Source organism: Corynebacterium lubricantis DSM 45231, assembly GCF_000379425.1.
GTDB classification, from domain to species: Bacteria; Actinomycetota; Actinomycetes; order Mycobacteriales; family Mycobacteriaceae; genus Corynebacterium; species Corynebacterium lubricantis.
The window spans coordinates 89,644-105,228 of record NZ_KB902238.1; the positions used below are offsets into that span (position 1 = coordinate 89,644).

The window sequence follows — 15,585 nt, forward strand, 5'->3', positions numbered from 1 at the left end:
TTTGCGTATTGAGAAGTTGAACGAGGCTAATGCGGTGGATGCATGAATCAGTCGGGTGGCCGATCGAGAGACGACTCCTCTGGGGCCGACTTACTGCTGACGGACTTTTCCGCGTCTTTTGCGCGTCGCGATTTCGCGAAACGGAATAACAACACCAAGGCGAGGAAGATGGCCAGCACCCCTCCGATGGCCACTGCCCCGACCTCACCGGCGGCGGTGCGCACGGAAATCTGCACCGGCTGGGAAACGGGTTGCCCGTTTGGTGTAGCCAAGTACAGGTTGAGGTCTGTCCGCTCCCGCGAGTTGGGGATGTCAGCAGTGAGCTGAATCGTGATGGACCCCCGCGCCGGAATGCGGAGCTCGGAGGGAGTGTTCAGCGTGACGCCTTCGGGGGCTTCGTACAAGATTGTGGCATCGATAGGGAGTGGTAAGCCGTTCTCAGCAACGATGAGCAGTGGCGACGATTCCGAGGCCCGTGTGTACACGTTGCCCGGCGGGATGAGATCAACTGCATCGCGCATCTCGTTGAGGGAGTCGCGGGTGGAATTGAGTCGGTCCCTCGTCTGCGCGGTGGCTTCTGTGTAGAGGTCGGCTGATCGTCGATAAGTGAGCGATGCCGCCGAAATGAGGTCGCGCCGCAACGGCAATGTGAACCCGTAGCGCGTCAGTGCGATGGCGGAATCCGGGACCAAAAACGACGTGAGGTCGTCGGCGTACTTCGCTTGCTGGCCGATGCTGAGGATCTCGGAATCGGAGAAGACAGTGGGGTCCGGAAACGGGCTGCCGGAACTGTTCGCGGTGGGGATTGTCCCGTCTGCCGGTGGTGTGAGGTAATCCTCGAGGGTCATCGGGCGCGCAGCTTCGTCGTCCATGAGCTCGGCGATGGTATTCATGATCGAATCGGCGGTGGAGGCCTCCCACGTCGCGGGCGGATTGATCAACACCGGATTGCCGGACGGTTCTTCGCTGGTCGCAGCTTCCTCGTCGACGGCGAGGCGAATGGCGTTGGCAGCGTTGATATTGCGCGCTTCCACGGAATCCAACGTCGCATCGGAGCGGTAGTAGACATTGGAATAGCCCGTGGTCTCCGGGGCAATCCCGGTAGAGGCGAGCGTCGATGCCAACGAGTCTTGATAGGCGACGGAAACAATGCCGTCTCCCAACTGGGCGAAGCGGTCGGTGTCGGAATTTCCCAATGTTTCACGTGAAACAGTGTTATTTGCCACGAGCACGCGCACCGTCGAGGTGGGTGCGGGGGCGACGGCCATATCCGGGTTCGGCGGCACCTCAAGCTCGAGGTTGGTGAGCTGCTCGCCTTCAACGTGTGTGGTGGCGGAGTCCTTTTTGGCTTGCTCCGCGTAGGACCTCTCCCACGCAGCCTGCATTCCACCCTGGAGGAGACCGGAGTTTTCGTGGTCGGCCCAGCCGAGAGCTGGCACAGTGGACTCGGAAACGTATCCCGACGGAGGGATCACAACATTATCGACGACTTCGGCACCCAGGATGTCGCGCAGGGTGAAAGGTCCACGCTCGAGGGCCTCTCGGACGAGCCAGGGTGCGCCAGCATCGACGAGGGCATTCACGTCGGCGTTGGCCCACGGCAGGGCAACAACACAGTTGCCCTTGGTGATTTCAGTCAGTTGGTTCAGCCAGGCTTGGGCATCCGCTTGGCCTGCCCCAGGAGTGGAAACGAACGCATTGTCGTTATCGCCCCAGGAGTCCCGGAGGCGTTTCGGCTCCTGGGCAATGGGCGGCCGAGTCTCGGCAACGACATACCCAGCGCTCATGCGCTCCACCGTGGACACGAGTGCGGGGTCAATGGCCAGGCAGGTTGCCTCGGCGATATTCTCCCCTCCCGGTGCGGCAATGGCGTCGGCGTAGGTGTTCACCAATTCGCTGAGCCTCCCGCCGGGCGTCAGCTGGTCGGCGAGATCCTCAGAGTTCAGGATCAACTGCGGATCGTTGGGTGCATCACCGGTTTCGCCGGGGACAATGTCCGCGTCGGCGGTGATGGGATAGAGCAGACTGACATCAGCACTGCGTTGTGCCGCGGGGACAGTTGCTTCCTGGTCTCTTGTGTTCTGGTCTCCGTCGTCGGCGGCACCCGCAGAGCGGACGGCGAGGTGGAAGCGCTCGGAGTCTAAGTGCCCTCCCCCGCCGCGAGTCAGTTCCAGCATGAGTGGATAGACCGCGGGGCCGGGAAATGGCAGCGAACCGGCGAGGGCCGGGTCGGTGTGCACCGTGATCTCTAGCTCGACGGTTTCTCCGGGAGCGACAATTTGGTTGAAGTTTCTAGTTTCACCGGCGGTGTAATCGGTGGGTTCGGCGACACTAGCCACACGGGAGTCTGCAACCGACGCTGAAATCGGGCCACGCCGGGGTGTTATGGAAAAACTCTCGAGCGGGGTCTCGGATGCATTCGTGATCGCGACCCTGGCCGTGAAATCAGCATTTGGAGCCAGGGTATCGGGAGCGTCGACCACGTCGATGGTGATGCCCTCGACGCCGTCGTTCGGGCGAATATTTGGGTTCGCCCACTCAGATGCGACTGAGGCATTGTCAGGCGGGGTCGGAACCGGCAGGGCCTGTGCGACGGGAGCTGTGCTTAATGTTGCCACCGCGCTCACTGCAACCGTCGTGGTGGTGGCCAAGACCGTGCAGACACTTCTCCCTAGGCGTTGCAGACCAGAGAAGCGGGTCACCGAGGTGTCGCCCTTCCGGCCTCATGTTCCTTTCTGGCCAGCTCGGGCATTTGATCGAATGCTAGGCGAGCTAGTTTTCGTTCATCCGCATATGCCAGATGCTCGATGAGTTGATCGACCGGGACCCACGACACTTCGGTGACTTCCGGGTCCTCGTCGTTAAGCTCGCCATCGACGAAGCGCAAGAGATTATGGTGCACCGTCTTATGTATGCGTACTCCATCGGACACAAACCAGTAGTCAATGGTGCCCAACGTGGAAAATGCCTCACCGTAAATACCGGTTTCTTCCCAGACTTCCCGCTCGGCGGTTTGCCATTCGTGTTCGCCCGGTTCAACATGGCCCTTCGGCATGGACCAGAGCAGTCGTCCCCGACGGTCAAGGCGACCGATCAGAGCGACGTAGATGCGCGATAGGTCCACAGAGTTATCGGGGCGCACGGCTTCCGCCATTCCAGAGACAACCAGACCACCCGCCGAGGTCTCGTCGCGCGTCTCCATCCGAGGACTGGCGTTATATTGCCGCTTCCGGTTGGCGCTATTGCGGGAATTCCTGCTCTGGCCTCCGCGGCTATTGCGCTTCCGATTCTGCGTGTTCTTCTGCGAGCCCTTTTGCTGCGCGGTGCTGGACTTGCCCGACTTCGTGGCGGACCCAGACCCAGAACCGGAACCGGACCCAGACGCAGAAGTAGAGGACGCGTTGTTATTGGTCGAATTCGTCGTGGAACCGGTTGCCGAGCTCGACGAGGAACGCCGACGGCCCCTCCTGCGCCGGGACCGTCGTTGCTGACCCTGCTCACCATTGTTCTGTGCCTTCTGCTCAGACGATGCTGAAGCAGCGGCACCTGAACCAGAGCCAGACTGCCCACCTTCTACCGAAGTCTTATTCTCCGACTTGTTGTGAGCATTGTTCTGGGTCTTGTTCTGGTGATTTCCGGCAGGCCGACGTGAACGCCGGCGCCTCCTGCGTCGACGCTCTCCCGAGTCTTCACCCTGGGGCGTGCGGTGGCTCGCTCCACCGCCTTCAGATGCGGTGGGTGGCCGAGTAGTGTCAGTCATGTTCCGCTTATCGTATCGTTCCCACACATGTTTGTGGTATTTTGACGTGCCGATTCTTCCCACAGGTAATGTATTAGCGGTGAGTATGTCTGAGAATCCCCGCAACCAACTGCAATTCCTCTCAAATGAACATTCAGAAGAGATCAAGCAGGTGTTTTCGCGTGCAAATTCGACGATAGAGAGCTTGGGGGGGTTGCTGACTCCCCTGGTGCAAAAATTCCAGGAGCGCGGCGAGTCCTTATATCTTGTTGGCGGTCCAGTGCGCGACGCATTTTTGGGACGCATGGGCAACGATCTTGACTTCACTACCTCCGCGCGCCCAGACGTGGTGTACGAGATCCTAGAAGAGTGGGGCGAGACGGTCTGGGACACGGGCATCGAATACGGCACCGTGTCCACGGTCAAAGAGGGCCAGCTGATCGAGATTACGACCTTCCGCGCCGACCTTTATAACGGTGTGACACGCAACCCCGAGGTCACTTTCGGCGACACCATCGAGGGTGACCTCGTGCGCCGCGATTTCAAGTGCAACGCAATGGCGTTCAAGCTTTCGCTTATCGACGAGGCGTTTACCTGGGACTTCGTCGATCCAGTGGGAGGCCTCAACGATTTAATCAACAAATGGTTGGACACCCCCCAGGAACCCGAGATCAGTTTCCGAGACGATCCGCTGCGTATGTTGCGTGCGGCTCGCTTCGTCTCTCAGCTTGGGTTCCGCGTCTCCGATCGGGTCTTCAAGGCGCTGCACGACATGGCCAGTGAAATCGAGCGCATCACCGTCGAGCGCATCCAGGCCGAGCTGGACAAGCTCATGCTCGGTGCTGCCCCGTGGGACGGTATCGACTTGTTGGTTCAGACCGGCCTTGCAGATTACGTGCTACCCGAAGTCGCCGCCTTGCAGATGACCCCGGATGAGCACATGCAGCACAAGGACGTCTACGTGCATTCGCTCACCGTGCTGCGCCAAGCTATTGAGCGCGAGGACGACGGTCCGGACCTCGTGCTGCGGTGGGCAGCCCTGCTACACGATATTGGCAAGCCCGACACGCGTGCCAAAAAGGAAGGTGGCGGTGTGACGTTCCACCACCATGAGGTCGTCGGTGCGAAACTTGCCCGCAAGCGTCTCAAGCAGCTCCGTTTTTCCAAGGCAGCCACCCAAGATATTGGGCAGCTCGTATTCCTTCACATGCGTTTCCACGGATTCGGTGAAGGTCAGTGGACGGATTCGGCCGTTCGTCGTTACGTGAATGACGCCGGGGACCTGCTCCCCCGCCTGCACAAACTGGTCCGCGCCGACTCGACGACCAGAAACCCGAAGAAGGCGGCGCGACTGCAGCGCACCTACGACCATCTCGAAGAGCGCATCGCAGAAATCGAGGAGAAGGAAGACCTCGCCAAGGTGCGTCCCGACCTTGACGGCAATGAAATCATGGAGATCCTTGGCGTGAAGCCCGGACCCGAGGTCGGCAAGGCGTGGGCGTTCCTCAAGGAGCTGCGCCTGGAGCGTGGGCCTTTGGGGCGCGAGGAGGCTATAGCGGAATTGAAGAAATGGTGGGAAGGTGAGAAAGATGACTGAGAACTATTTTGCGGATCGGTTATTTAACGCGTTAGAGAAGGAAGAGCCGTCCTCGGGAATGCTCTTAGTTGCGGCACCGGGCATGCCCTCGCCCGAGTTTGCGCGCAGCGTCGTTTTGATCATCGAGCATTCCGAGGCGTACACGTTTGGCGTGACGCTCACCCAGCGCAGTGATATCGCCGTGTACAACGTGCTTCCCGAGTGGCTGCCCGCGGTGGCAAAGCCGCAGGCGTTTTATGTCGGAGGCCCAGTGGCTCCTCAGTCCGCGGTCGGTGTGGGAGTGACGAAACCGGATGTCGTGATCGACGAGCATCCTGAGTTCACACGCCTGGCAAACCGGCTCGTCCACGTCGATCTGCGCTCCAAGCCTCACGATGTTGTGGAGTATCTCGACGGGATGCGCATCTTCGCCGGCTATTCGGAGTGGGCACCCGGTCAGCTCGACGCAGAGATCGACCGGGGCGACTGGTACGTTGCTCCGGCGCTCCCGGGCGACGTGGTTGCGGCCGGAAGCTCGGATCTGTGGGGCGACGTGCTTCGTCGTCAGCAAATGCCCTTGCCGCTGTTTTCCACCTTCCCGGTCAACGTGGAGGACAATTAATGGCACCTTCCCCCGAACCTAGGAAACCTAGTGAATCGCGTACAACCACCCTTAACGAGGTGAAGTTAGGGGTCAAGGACACCCTCGTCGCTGGAATCGGGCTGGTCCCGCTCGGCCTCGCTTTCGGACTACTGATGACTCAGTCGGGATTCGCTTGGTGGTGGACCCCGATTTTTTCCATTGTTATCTACGCAGGCTCAATGGAGTTTCTGGCCATTAACATGGTCACCTCGGGTGTCGGTCCGGTCTCCGCCGCCATCACTGGTTTCATGGTGAACTTCCGACATATCTTCTACGGTCTGACATTTCCACGCCACCGCATTAAGTCCAGGCTGGGTCGGGCATATTCGACTTACGCGCTTACCGACGAGTCATACGGCATCGTCTCGGCCCTCGATGCCAAGGAACCCATCTCTGGCACACGAGCACTAACCATCCAGATCGTGTGCCAATCCCTGTGGGCGATTCCGGGCATCATCGGCGGTCTCGTGGGCGAGATCATCCCCGCAGGACTCGAAGGCATGGACTTCGCGCTTACGGCACTCTTCGTCGTCCTGGCGTGGGATAGCTTCCAGAACAACAAGGATTACTCGCTGCCTTTCATCGCGGCGACGCTCGCTGTGATCGTGGGAATCTTCTTCCCGAACTCCATCCTTATCATCGCGCTGTTGGCGTATTTCGCGATCCTGTTGGTGCGCTACCTCTCCCCGCGTATCGACGATTTACTGACCTGGCGCGCGAAGGGAGACAGGATTTAGATGTACGGACTTCCCGAGGGAGTCACGCTCTCCATGGTGGCCGCAGTCCTGATTCCCGTTGCGATCGTCACCGTGCTGCTTCGCGCGCTGCCCTTCCCCTTCCTGAAGTTCTTCAAGGGTAACCAGTTCATCGGGTTGCTCGGGCGCATGATGCCGGTTGGTGTCATGGTAGTGCTTGTGGTGTACACGCTGTTTGGACAGGTGTCCGCTCCTGGCGGCATCGTGTCGTCGTTAATTGGCGTTGCTGTGACCCTGCTCCTGCATTGGTGGAAGAAGGACTCGGGTCTGTCCATCCTGGGTGGAACCGCTGTGTATATGGTGCTTGTGAATCTCGTGTTTTAAGCTCTCGGAACAAGCAAAGGCCGCTGCGCATTCAAATGCGAAGCGGCCTTTATGCTGCCTTATATGGGCGCTCAAGCTGCGTTAAAGCTGCGGGAACTTCACCCGCGTCTCTTCCCACAAGCCCTCAAATTCGTCGGCGGTGAGGCGTTGGGCCTCGATGTTCTCAAACTGATCGTAGGTGTCTGGGTGAGGCACTTGCTCTAGTGGCTCATTCGCCTGGCCCACGATCTTCCCGTCGGTAAACGCTCCCATGATGGTTTCATCCGGTGCTAGCTCGATCATGCGGACCATGATGCAGGCCTGCGCTGAGACCTCCTCGAGCTCAGCGATGGTGATCAGCGTGCCTGCGCCGGGTACGTCGAGTGTGGTGCGGACATAATGTTTCACGTGAAACATCTCCTCTTTTATGCTTTGGATTGTTCTGCTTCTCGGCCATAGCGCGCGGCGAGCCACGAGCACATCATCAGCTGTACCTGGTGGAAAATCATCAGCGGCAAGATCAGAAGGCCAAGGGATGCTCCTCCAAAGATAACCGATGCCATGGGCAGGCCGGTGGCGAGCGACTTCTTCGTTCCACAGAACTCGATGGCGATGCGGTCCTTGCGGTTGAAACCGAGCCTCTCGGCAACGAAGCGGGTGAGCCACAGCATGAAGGCCACCAGCACGACCGAGAAGACGATGAGGAAGAGGATCTCCCAGACGGTGACCTGCTGCCACACTCCCCCGACCATGCCAGCGGAGAAGGCTGAGTAGACCACCATGGTGATCGAGCCGCGGTCGACGATCTTCGTGGCCTTGTTTGCTGCGGCACCCTTGATAGCCGGGAAAATGGCCCGGCCGATCTGGCCCAGGATAAATGGCAGGAGCAGCAGGAGCGCGATGTCGAGGAAGACCTGGCCATCGATCTGAATGCTGTCGCCGGTGCCCATCAACAGCATCACGAGAAGCGGGGTGAGGAAGACGCCGGCGAGGCTGGAGAGCGAGGCCGCCACGATGGCGCCCGAGATGTTGCCTTTTGCAATCGAGGTGAACGCAACTGAGGACTGGACCGTGGAGGGTACCAGGGTAAGGAAGAGGATTCCGCGGTACATTTCCTCGCCAATGAGGTTGCTGAGCGGCTGCAGGAGCACGCCGACGATCGGATAGATCATGAACGTGAAAGCCAGGATAGTGAGATGGAGCCTCCAGTGCATCACGCCGTTGAGGGCTTCTCGGGTGGACAGGCGGGCACCGTAGAGGAAGAACAACAAAGCGATGGCAATATTCGTCGCGATGCTGAACCACTCGGCGAACTGCCCGCGGGCCGGAAGAATTATGGCGACGATGACCGCCACGATAATGAGGACGATTAAGGGATCAGTCCTTTTCAATCTTGAGAGCATGCCCCGAGTCTATTGTGGAACCCATGACCTCACCAAAGCTTTCCGAATCTATTTCCCTGCGCGGCCTCACCGTACGCAACCGGATCTGGGTTTCGCCGATGTGCCAATATCACGTGCGGGACGAGGACGGCATCCCCGAGATGTGGCACCAGGTGCACTACGGCGGGCTAGCCAACGGGGGCTTCGGCATGGTCATGGCCGAGGCAACCGGAGTCGTGCCTGAGGGTCGCATCTCTCCCCGCTGTACCGGGATCTGGTTGGATGCGCACACGGAGGCGTGGCGCCCCATTGTCAGCTTTGTCCATGAGCAGGGCGCCAGCATGGGCATCCAGCTCAACCACGCGGGGCGCAAGGCCTCCACGGTGCCGATGCTTCCCAACATGAATGCGCGCGGCACCGTTCCGCCGGAGCAGGGCGGCTGGGTCGCAGCGGGTCCCTCCCCCATCGCCGCGCGCGGCCAGGCTGAGCCCCGCGCCATGAGCACCAACGAGGTGCGCGCACTCCCCGGGCAGTTCGCCGCGGCCGCTCAGCGGGCCGTGGATGCGGGCTTCGACACCGTGGAAGTCCACGCGGCGCACGGCTACCTTCTGCATCAGTTCCTCTCCCCTTTGAGCAATACGCGTGACGACGACTACGGCGGCTCCTTTGCCAATCGCACCCGACTGACCCGCGAGGTTGTCCAAGCCGTGCGCGACACCATCCCCGAGCAGATGCCGTTGCTTCTGCGCATCTCCGCTACCGACTGGGCGGAAGGCGGCTGGGCACTCGAGGAAACAGTCGAACTCGCCGCCCAACTCCGCGACTTGGGTGTCGACCTCATCGACGTCTCCACCGGCGGCAACGTGCACGCGCAGATTCCCGTCGGTCCCGCCTACCAAGTCCCTTTCGCATCGGCTGTACGCAAGGCAGGGATTCCCACGGGCGCCGTCGGCATGATCACCGATGCGCAGCAAGCAGAGCAGGTGCTTGTCGACGAGCACGCCGACGTAGTTCTTTTAGGCCGCGAAGCCCTCCGCATGCCCACCTGGCCGATTCATGCCTTAAAAGATTTAGGGGCAGAGCGCGACGCTCTGCCCTTCCCCGATTCTTATTTCCGAGCGTGGTAGGTAATTAGCGGATCTCTCTGCGTTGCGCGCCGTATAGCCCGATTGCGATCAGCGCGAGCCCGGCTACCGTGAGTCCCACCGCAATGCCCCACTCCCCGTCACTCGGTGTCACGGGGTGACCCAGTGGCGAAAGGTCAATCGCCCACTCAGGCAGCTGGAGGATCTCGCCCAAGAGAGTCACCACAGCCGAGATAGCCAGTGGTGCCCATGCCCATGGTGTTGCACGTGGAACACAACCGACGATGGCCACCGCCGCTCCGACGAAGAAAATCGACGGCGCGAGCATGGACCAGGAGGCCTGGGCCAGCGACGTGTAATCGTCGCTAATTGTGCTCTCTTGCGTGGCCAGCCCGATCGCACCGGCACCGTGCATGATGGCCGTCAAGAGAATGACACTGAGCGTTGCGACGAGTGCTGCCGTGGCGAGCGGGACCCAGCGTCGCATACCGGTGGAGCGCTGGAGGTCCACGGTGCGCGCCCTCTCTTCGCCGCGGTAGGTGGTGATTTGCTGGATGCCCGCCGCACCGATCATGATCGCAACCATCTGGGCGATGTAGGCGATGAAGGCTTCGAGTGCTTCCGAGCCGCCGAGGAGGTCGCGGAAGATCTGGCCGGAGGAGTCGGACCGTCCCATGAGGTCGACCATGTCGCCGGAGAGTGAAAGCAGGAACGCGGATGCAATGGCAACGACGAAGACCCATGCGATGAGGCTGCCTTTGGTAAGTATCCAACGCAGATGGATCGGACCTCGAATATTCCTCGTGCGCCTTGATGTTGAGCGCTGCGGGAGGAATCCGGTGCCGTATTCCCTCCGTGATTCTGCGAGCCCGATGAGGACGATTCCGGCGAGACAAGCGAGAGCTAGGATTCCCGCGCGTCCGAAATCATCCTCCGTGTAGGCACCGATCAGCTCGCGCCAACCCAATGGGGTGATCCAGTTGAGCCACTCGATTTCCTCGGTGTCCGCGACGATGCGGACGATGTATGAGATGGCGACGGTCAGTAGCGCGGTGCGTCCCAGGGTCGCTCCGTCATTGACGAAGAGGAGTGCTGCCTGGGCAACGAGCATGGATCCCGTGATGGCGAGGAAAATGGTCAGACCGTAGGCAACCGCGCCCTCAGTGGTGAGTTCGTCGATATATGAGAGGAGGCCCCAGAGTATCAACGTGGATCCGGCTCCGATGACTGCGGCTGCAAGCAGTCCCGTCAGGGTTGCCGCTGCCCAAGGCGCGAGTGGTCGAATGCCGGTGGAGCGTTGCAGCTCGGCGAGTCCCGTGTACTCGCGCCGTCTATGGAGGTCGACGACGAGGAGTACGACCATGATGGAACCGAGTAGCCCGGTCCACATCGCCCCTTCCCAGGTGGTCATTTGCCCTACTGTTCCTGGAGCGTCGATAAGTCCGTAGAGCGCTCGGGTGCCCATGTTGCTTGAGAGGCCCTCCAACATGGGCTGGCGCAGCGAGAGCTCAGGATAATATTCGTAGTAGGCCCAGGGGAAGACAAGAGCGATGGCCAGAATGGGAATAATCCAACCGAGGAGATAGCCTCGCTTGAGCCTGAGGTTGAGGCGTGTCAGGGTCAGGATGGATTTCATTTTGCCGCCTCGGTTTCGTAGTGGCGCATGAAAATTTCCTCGAGGCTTGACGGCTGCGTGGTGATGTCGGTGGCGTGGGCGTCGAGTAGCTTTTGCAACAGCGCGGGTACCTCATCGCGCTCGACGGTGAACGTGGTCAGCCCCGTCGCGTCGGTGACTCCCCCATCAATCAATGTTTCACGTGAAACACGTCCCGTGACGGTATGGGTGGAAAGGTGACGAATTTGGCTAATCGTTCCATGCTCCACCGCCCGGCCTTCTTTAATCACTGTGACGTAATTGCACAGTTTCTCTACCTCACTAAGAATGTGGCTAGAAAGTAGCACCGACACCCCATTCGCGTTCTCCCTCCGGATCTGTTCGACAAACTCGGCCTCCATGAGAGGATCGAGGCCGGCGGTCGGTTCGTCGAGAATGAGGACCTCGGCGCCGAAGGACAACGCCGCAACAAGACTCACTTTGCGACGATTGCCCGTGGAATAGTCGCGCGTCTTCTTCGAGGGATCAAGCCCGAAGGCGTCGATGAGTTCAGCTTCCCTCTTTCGGTCGGTGGGAACCCCGCGCATTGACTCGAGAGTGCGGAGCACCTCGGCTCCCGTCAGCGTGGGCCAGAGCGACACATCGCCCGGGACATAACCGATGCGTTTGAGAATCTCGGGATTCTTCCGCGGATCCTTGCCTAAGACTCGTACCTCTCCGCTTGTCGGATGCAGTACTCCTAACAAGGTGCGGATAGCTGTTGACTTGCCCGACCCATTCGGCCCAAGGAACCCGTGGACTGATCCCTGCTCGACAGTGAGATCAAACTCGTCTAAGGCGCGAAAATCTCCGAACTTCTTCACCACGCTTCGGACCTCGAGGACGGGATTCACGGTTTCCATGACAATTCTCCTTCTGTGGTTTCTTGTGAAACATTCGGGGCGATAGCGGTGTCGACATAGGTGAGGAAGCGTCGGATAAAGAGTTGGTGGTTGGGATTCGGGTAGGCGGATTCCAACAGCAGCATGAGTCCTGGGATTCGCATCACGCGTGGCAGGGTGATGCTCCACTCCTCGGGCAGGAGACCCCAGTCCCCTTCCATAGCTTGGTCGTAGCGTAGGAGCGCATCGTCCACGGCCTGTTCTGCCTCGGAAGGTTCGAGTTCTGTGATGGATCCAAACCATGCATAGAGATCCAGCGTGGCCTCGAGGCGTTCTTCCGTTAGTTGGGCAAGCCAACGATTGAGGACATCCCTTACTCCCGGAATACGGCAGACAACTTCTGCTGCTCGCCGTTCCCGTTCGATTAAGGGAACCTGCGCTGGATCGACGCGCTCAAGGACTCGCGCGTAGAAATCGTCGAGAAGCGCGCTATGTTTCACGTGAAACTGCGGCCCTTCCATGCGATCTCGGACGGCGCGGAGTTGGGTTCGCTGCTTCTGAAGTTCGGCGATGCGGCGATCGATGTCGGCTTCTGCGGCGGCGAGCTGTGTTTCGGTATCGGCGTCCTCGGCAAGGAGGATCTCGCCGATGGCGTGCAGCGACAGTCCAGACTCGGCGAGAGCTCGGATACGCACCACACGCACGGCGTGATCGAGCCCGTAGCGACGCACGCCTGGGTTGTCGGGCACCGGAACGAGCCCGACATGGTGGTAGTGACGGATAGCGCGAACCGTGGTCCCGGTCAGGTCCGCGAGTTCTTTGACTTTCATACTTCCCACCCAACTCTGTGACGTAGCGTCACAGTCAAGTTTAGTGGGAAAGCTAGCCCAAAGAAGCCTTAAACGTATCCAATGTGGCCTTCCAGTGGGCCTTCATGTCGTCGCGCGCTTCCGATGATGGCAGCTTCTCGTGCTGCACTGCAAACCGGGTCTTCGCCACCCCTTTCGCGGATGCGTCGTTGCACATGACAACGACCTTCGTGCCGTCGACCAGGTCGGCGCGCCAGTAGCGCCATTTTTCGCTTTCGCTTGTCGACGATTCCCCGTCGACTGCAGCAGGCAGAGCGCCTTCGGCGCTCGCCATAAATTCCGTGAACCTGGCGAACACGTCAGTCCACTCCCCCGGCATGGTCTTTGTGGCGTTTGCCGAGAACTTTCCGGAGTCCCGTTGGCCTACCTCGCGGCGCCCGATCTCGCGCTCAATGTCCACTGCAATACTCTGAGCCCACCAACCGCTGGCGCCATAATCTTCGGCCAAGGTGGCCATCTGCTTGTGGCTGAGTTCGTTGAGATCCTTGTTGCCGTTTTCGTGGTTGCGGAGGAAGTCCATCCATTCCGGGATGGTGCGACCCGTCGCCTTCTCGAACTTGTCCATGGATCCGATTGTGCCAAAAGAAGACCCACTCCATGTTTCACGTGAAACATGGAGCGGGTAGGAAAATCGTCGTAAAGCGAAATGCTACTTCTTCGTGGCTGCCTTCATCGCGGAAATGAACTCGGTGAGTTCCTTCTTTAGGCCGTCCATGTCGGTGACGCGGCCCGGGTTCGGGTGCTCGCCCTCGACGTACTTGTCGATGATCTTGGCCACTGCGGAACCGGAGATGGCACCGGTGGCGCCGGCGGCAATGGCGTCGGCGACGTGCTGGGGGTTGGAGATCCCGAAGCCCAGCAGGATCGGGGCGCCGCCGTAGGACTTCACGTTGTCCACGACATCCTTGAGGCCGGTGGTGTCCGACTCCTTTTCGGTGCCGGTCACGCCGTCGCGGGAGACGGCGTAGATGTAGCCCTTGGAGCGGGCAGCGACACCTTCGAGCGTCTCTTTGGAGGCCTGGGCGGGAGCGATGAAGATCGGGTCAACGCCATTGGCCTCGGCAGCGTCGGCGAAAGGCTTGCCCTCGCGGACGGGAACGTCGGGAAGCAGGATCGAGTCGGCGCCCGCCTCGTGGAACTCCTTGTAGAAGTTGTCCAGGCCGCGGACGAAAGGAACGTTGGAGTAGATCAGCATGCCGATCGGCAGGTCGGTGTAAGCCTCACGAATTTGGCGCACCTGATCGATGACCATGTTCACCGTCGCTCCCCCATCAAGGGCGCGCACGTGCGACTTCTGGATCGTCGGGCCATCGGCGATGGGATCGGAGAACGGCACGCCAAGCTCAAGCGCGTCGGCGCCGGCCTCGACGATGGTCTTGATGATCTCGACGGCATCTGCCGGGGTGGGATCAGAGAGCATCAGGAAGGGAACGAAGGCGCCCTCATTCTTGGCCTCGAGGTCTGCGAAGGCCTTCTCGTAACGAGTAGTCATGGCTTAGTCCTCCTTCAGGACGTAGTCGGGGTGCTCGTCGAGAGTGCGACGGACGTGGTCGATGTCTTTGTCGCCGCGGCCCGAGAGGGAAACGAGGATGTTGATGTCTTCACCCTTGGCCTCAGCCTCTTCAGCGCGCTTCAAAGCGTAGGCAAAGGCGTGGGAGGACTCCAGTGCCGGAATGATGCCCTCGTGGCGTGAGAGGAGCTGGAAGGCCTGCAGGGCCTCCTTGTCGGTGACGGGCACGTACTGCGCGCGACCGGTCTTGGCCAGGTGCGCGTGCTGCGGCCCCACGGCCGGGTAGTCCAGTCCGGCCGAGATGGAGTAGGACTCCTCGATCTGGCCGTCCGGATTGCGCATGAGGTAGGACTTGGTGCCGTGCAGAATGCCAATGTTGCCCTCGGCGATGGCGGCGCCGTGCTTGCCGGACTCCATGCCCTCGCCGCCAGGTTCGGTGCCCACGAGTTCGACTCCCTCGTCGTCAATGAAGTCGGAGAAGATGCCGATCGCGTTGGAGCCGCCACCCACGGAGGCGACTACAACGTCGGGCAGTCCGCCGGTGCGCTCGAGCATCTGGGCCTTAGCTTCCTCGGCGATGACGCGGTGGAAGTCGCGCACGATGGTTGGGAATGGGTGCGGGCCGGCCGCGGTGCCAAGGAGGTAATGGGAGTCGTGGAAGGTGGCGGTCCAGTCGCGCAGGGCTTCGTTCACGGCGTCTTTGAGGGTGCCGGAACCGGAATCAACGCCGATGACCTTCGCGCCCATCAGCTCCATGCGGTAGACGTTCGGCTGCTGGCGGGCGATGTCCTTCGCGCCCATGTAAATCACGCATTCTAGGTCGAGCAACGCACAGACGAGAGCGGTGGCGGTGCCGTGCTGGCCCGCTCCGGTCTCGGCGATGATGCGCGTCTTGCCCATCTTCTTCGCCAGCAGCGCCTGTCCGATCACCTGGTTGGTCTTGTGCGCACCGCCGTGCACAAGGTCCTCGCGCTTGAGGAAGATGCGGGCGTGCTTCTTGCCCTGTGGCAGGTTGCGGCACTCGGTCAGAGGAGTTGGGCGCCCAAGGTAGTCGCGCAAGATCGTGCGGTACTCGTCCATGAACTCGGGATCATTCCACGCGTCGACGAACGCTCGCTCCAGCTGGTCGAGTGCAGGCATGAGGGATTCGGGGACGAACTGCCCGCCGAATTCACCGAAATAGGCCGGCAGAATGGTGCTGCCACCGCTGCGGGATTCTTCTGTCAT

15 protein-coding genes are annotated in these 15,585 nt (G+C 60.5%); 5 read left to right on the forward strand and 10 right to left on the reverse strand.

Annotated features, from left to right (window positions below):
- Positions 1-47: 47 nt before the first annotated feature.
- Both A37O_RS0114165 and A37O_RS16345 read right to left on the reverse strand, forming a co-directional pair.
- Complete coding sequence (locus A37O_RS0114165) at positions 48-2,651, reverse strand: hypothetical protein (RefSeq protein WP_156802621.1); 2,604 nt, start codon at positions 2,649-2,651, stop codon at positions 48-50.
- 47 nt (positions 2,652-2,698) lie between these two features.
- A complete protein-coding gene (locus tag A37O_RS16345; RefSeq protein WP_083912674.1) occupies positions 2,699-3,760 on the reverse strand; it encodes an NUDIX hydrolase in 1,062 nt (353 codons plus the stop codon).
- Positions 3,761-3,845: 85 nt separating this feature from the next.
- Here A37O_RS16345 and A37O_RS0114175 point away from each other — a divergent pair, with 85 nt between their 5' ends.
- The 4 genes from A37O_RS0114175 to A37O_RS0114190 are packed head-to-tail and all read left to right on the forward strand — an operon-like array spanning position 3,846 to position 7,037.
- On the forward strand, positions 3,846-5,336 hold the full coding sequence (locus A37O_RS0114175; protein ID WP_018298175.1) for a CCA tRNA nucleotidyltransferase: 1,491 nt from the start codon (positions 3,846-3,848) through the stop codon (positions 5,334-5,336).
- Positions 5,329-5,937 carry a YqgE/AlgH family protein gene (locus A37O_RS0114180; RefSeq protein WP_018298176.1) on the forward strand — a complete coding sequence of 203 codons (609 nt, stop codon included), beginning with the start codon at positions 5,329-5,331 and terminating at the stop codon, positions 5,935-5,937. The genes A37O_RS0114175 and A37O_RS0114180 overlap by 8 nt, the downstream gene beginning before the upstream one ends.
- Complete coding sequence (locus A37O_RS0114185; protein ID WP_051078003.1) at positions 5,937-6,695, forward strand: AzlC family ABC transporter permease; 759 nt, start codon at positions 5,937-5,939, stop codon at positions 6,693-6,695. Before A37O_RS0114180 ends, A37O_RS0114185 begins: the two co-directional genes overlap by 1 nt.
- Entirely contained in the window at positions 6,696-7,037 is a 342-nt protein-coding gene (locus tag A37O_RS0114190) for a branched-chain amino acid transporter permease (protein WP_018298178.1), read from the forward strand.
- A gap of 81 nt (positions 7,038-7,118) precedes the next feature.
- Here A37O_RS0114190 and A37O_RS0114195 read toward each other — a convergent pair whose 3' ends face one another.
- Together A37O_RS0114195 and A37O_RS0114200 are read right to left on the reverse strand one after the other, a co-directional pair.
- Positions 7,119-7,433 (reverse strand): hypothetical protein, encoded by a 315-nt coding sequence (locus A37O_RS0114195; protein ID WP_018298179.1) that lies wholly within the window; start codon positions 7,431-7,433, stop codon positions 7,119-7,121.
- Positions 7,434-7,441: 8 nt separating this feature from the next.
- A complete protein-coding gene (locus tag A37O_RS0114200; protein WP_026196404.1) occupies positions 7,442-8,419 on the reverse strand; it encodes a bile acid:sodium symporter family protein in 978 nt (325 codons plus the stop codon).
- A gap of 23 nt (positions 8,420-8,442) precedes the next feature.
- On the opposite strand from A37O_RS0114200, the gene A37O_RS0114205 reads away from it, so the two are divergent.
- Entirely contained in the window at positions 8,443-9,525 is a 1,083-nt protein-coding gene (locus tag A37O_RS0114205; RefSeq protein ID WP_018298181.1) for an NADH:flavin oxidoreductase/NADH oxidase, read from the forward strand.
- 4 nt (positions 9,526-9,529) lie between these two features.
- On the opposite strand, the gene A37O_RS0114210 is transcribed toward A37O_RS0114205, so the two are convergent.
- From A37O_RS0114210 to trpB, 6 genes are all read right to left on the reverse strand, one after another.
- On the reverse strand, positions 9,530-11,119 hold the full coding sequence (locus A37O_RS0114210; RefSeq protein ID WP_018298182.1) for a hypothetical protein: 1,590 nt from the start codon (positions 11,117-11,119) through the stop codon (positions 9,530-9,532).
- The gene (locus tag A37O_RS0114215; protein WP_018298183.1) at positions 11,116-12,000 is read right to left on the reverse strand and encodes an ABC transporter ATP-binding protein; all 885 of its coding nucleotides are present in this window, start codon (positions 11,998-12,000) and stop codon (positions 11,116-11,118) included. The genes A37O_RS0114210 and A37O_RS0114215 overlap by 4 nt, the downstream gene beginning before the upstream one ends.
- Entirely contained in the window at positions 11,988-12,809 is an 822-nt protein-coding gene (locus tag A37O_RS15965) for a MerR family transcriptional regulator (RefSeq protein WP_018298184.1), read from the reverse strand. Before A37O_RS15965 ends, A37O_RS0114215 begins: the two co-directional genes overlap by 13 nt.
- Before the next feature lie 52 nt (positions 12,810-12,861).
- Positions 12,862-13,413, reverse strand: coding sequence for a hypothetical protein (locus A37O_RS0114225; RefSeq protein ID WP_018298185.1), 552 nt, complete (start codon positions 13,411-13,413; stop codon positions 12,862-12,864).
- Positions 13,414-13,497: 84 nt separating this feature from the next.
- Complete coding sequence (trpA, locus tag A37O_RS0114230) at positions 13,498-14,340, reverse strand: tryptophan synthase subunit alpha (RefSeq protein WP_018298186.1); 843 nt, start codon at positions 14,338-14,340, stop codon at positions 13,498-13,500.
- 3 nt (positions 14,341-14,343) lie between these two features.
- Positions 14,344-15,585: a tryptophan synthase subunit beta gene (gene trpB / locus A37O_RS0114235; RefSeq protein ID WP_018298187.1), complete on the reverse strand. Its 1,242-nt coding sequence runs from the start codon at positions 15,583-15,585 to the stop codon at positions 14,344-14,346.

What these genes read in the sequence shown, in the direction of transcription:
- A37O_RS16345 (WP_083912674.1), bottom strand. Translation starts at nt 3,760, where the DNA reads ATGACTGACACTACTCGGCCACCCACCGCATCTGAAGGCGGTGGAGCG.
- A37O_RS0114175 (WP_018298175.1), top strand. Translation starts at nt 3,846, where the DNA reads ATGTCTGAGAATCCCCGCAACCAACTGCAATTCCTCTCAAATGAACAT.
- A37O_RS0114180 (WP_018298176.1), top strand. Translation starts at nt 5,329, where the DNA reads ATGACTGAGAACTATTTTGCGGATCGGTTATTTAACGCGTTAGAGAAG.
- A37O_RS0114185 (WP_051078003.1), top strand. Translation starts at nt 5,937, where the DNA reads ATGGCACCTTCCCCCGAACCTAGGAAACCTAGTGAATCGCGTACAACC.
- A37O_RS0114190 (WP_018298178.1), top strand. Translation starts at nt 6,696, where the DNA reads ATGTACGGACTTCCCGAGGGAGTCACGCTCTCCATGGTGGCCGCAGTC.
- A37O_RS0114195 (WP_018298179.1), bottom strand. Translation starts at nt 7,433, where the DNA reads ATGTTTCACGTGAAACATTATGTCCGCACCACACTCGACGTACCCGGC.
- A37O_RS0114200 (WP_026196404.1), bottom strand. Translation starts at nt 8,419, where the DNA reads ATGCTCTCAAGATTGAAAAGGACTGATCCCTTAATCGTCCTCATTATC.
- A37O_RS0114205 (WP_018298181.1), top strand. Translation starts at nt 8,443, where the DNA reads ATGACCTCACCAAAGCTTTCCGAATCTATTTCCCTGCGCGGCCTCACC.
- A37O_RS0114210 (WP_018298182.1), bottom strand. Translation starts at nt 11,119, where the DNA reads ATGAAATCCATCCTGACCCTGACACGCCTCAACCTCAGGCTCAAGCGA.
- A37O_RS0114215 (WP_018298183.1), bottom strand. Translation starts at nt 12,000, where the DNA reads ATGGAAACCGTGAATCCCGTCCTCGAGGTCCGAAGCGTGGTGAAGAAG.
- A37O_RS15965 (WP_018298184.1), bottom strand. Translation starts at nt 12,809, where the DNA reads ATGAAAGTCAAAGAACTCGCGGACCTGACCGGGACCACGGTTCGCGCT.
- A37O_RS0114225 (WP_018298185.1), bottom strand. Translation starts at nt 13,413, where the DNA reads ATGGACAAGTTCGAGAAGGCGACGGGTCGCACCATCCCGGAATGGATG.
- trpA (WP_018298186.1), bottom strand. Translation starts at nt 14,340, where the DNA reads ATGACTACTCGTTACGAGAAGGCCTTCGCAGACCTCGAGGCCAAGAAT.
- trpB (WP_018298187.1), bottom strand. Translation starts at nt 15,585, where the DNA reads ATGACAGAAGAATCCCGCAGCGGTGGCAGCACCATTCTGCCGGCCTAT.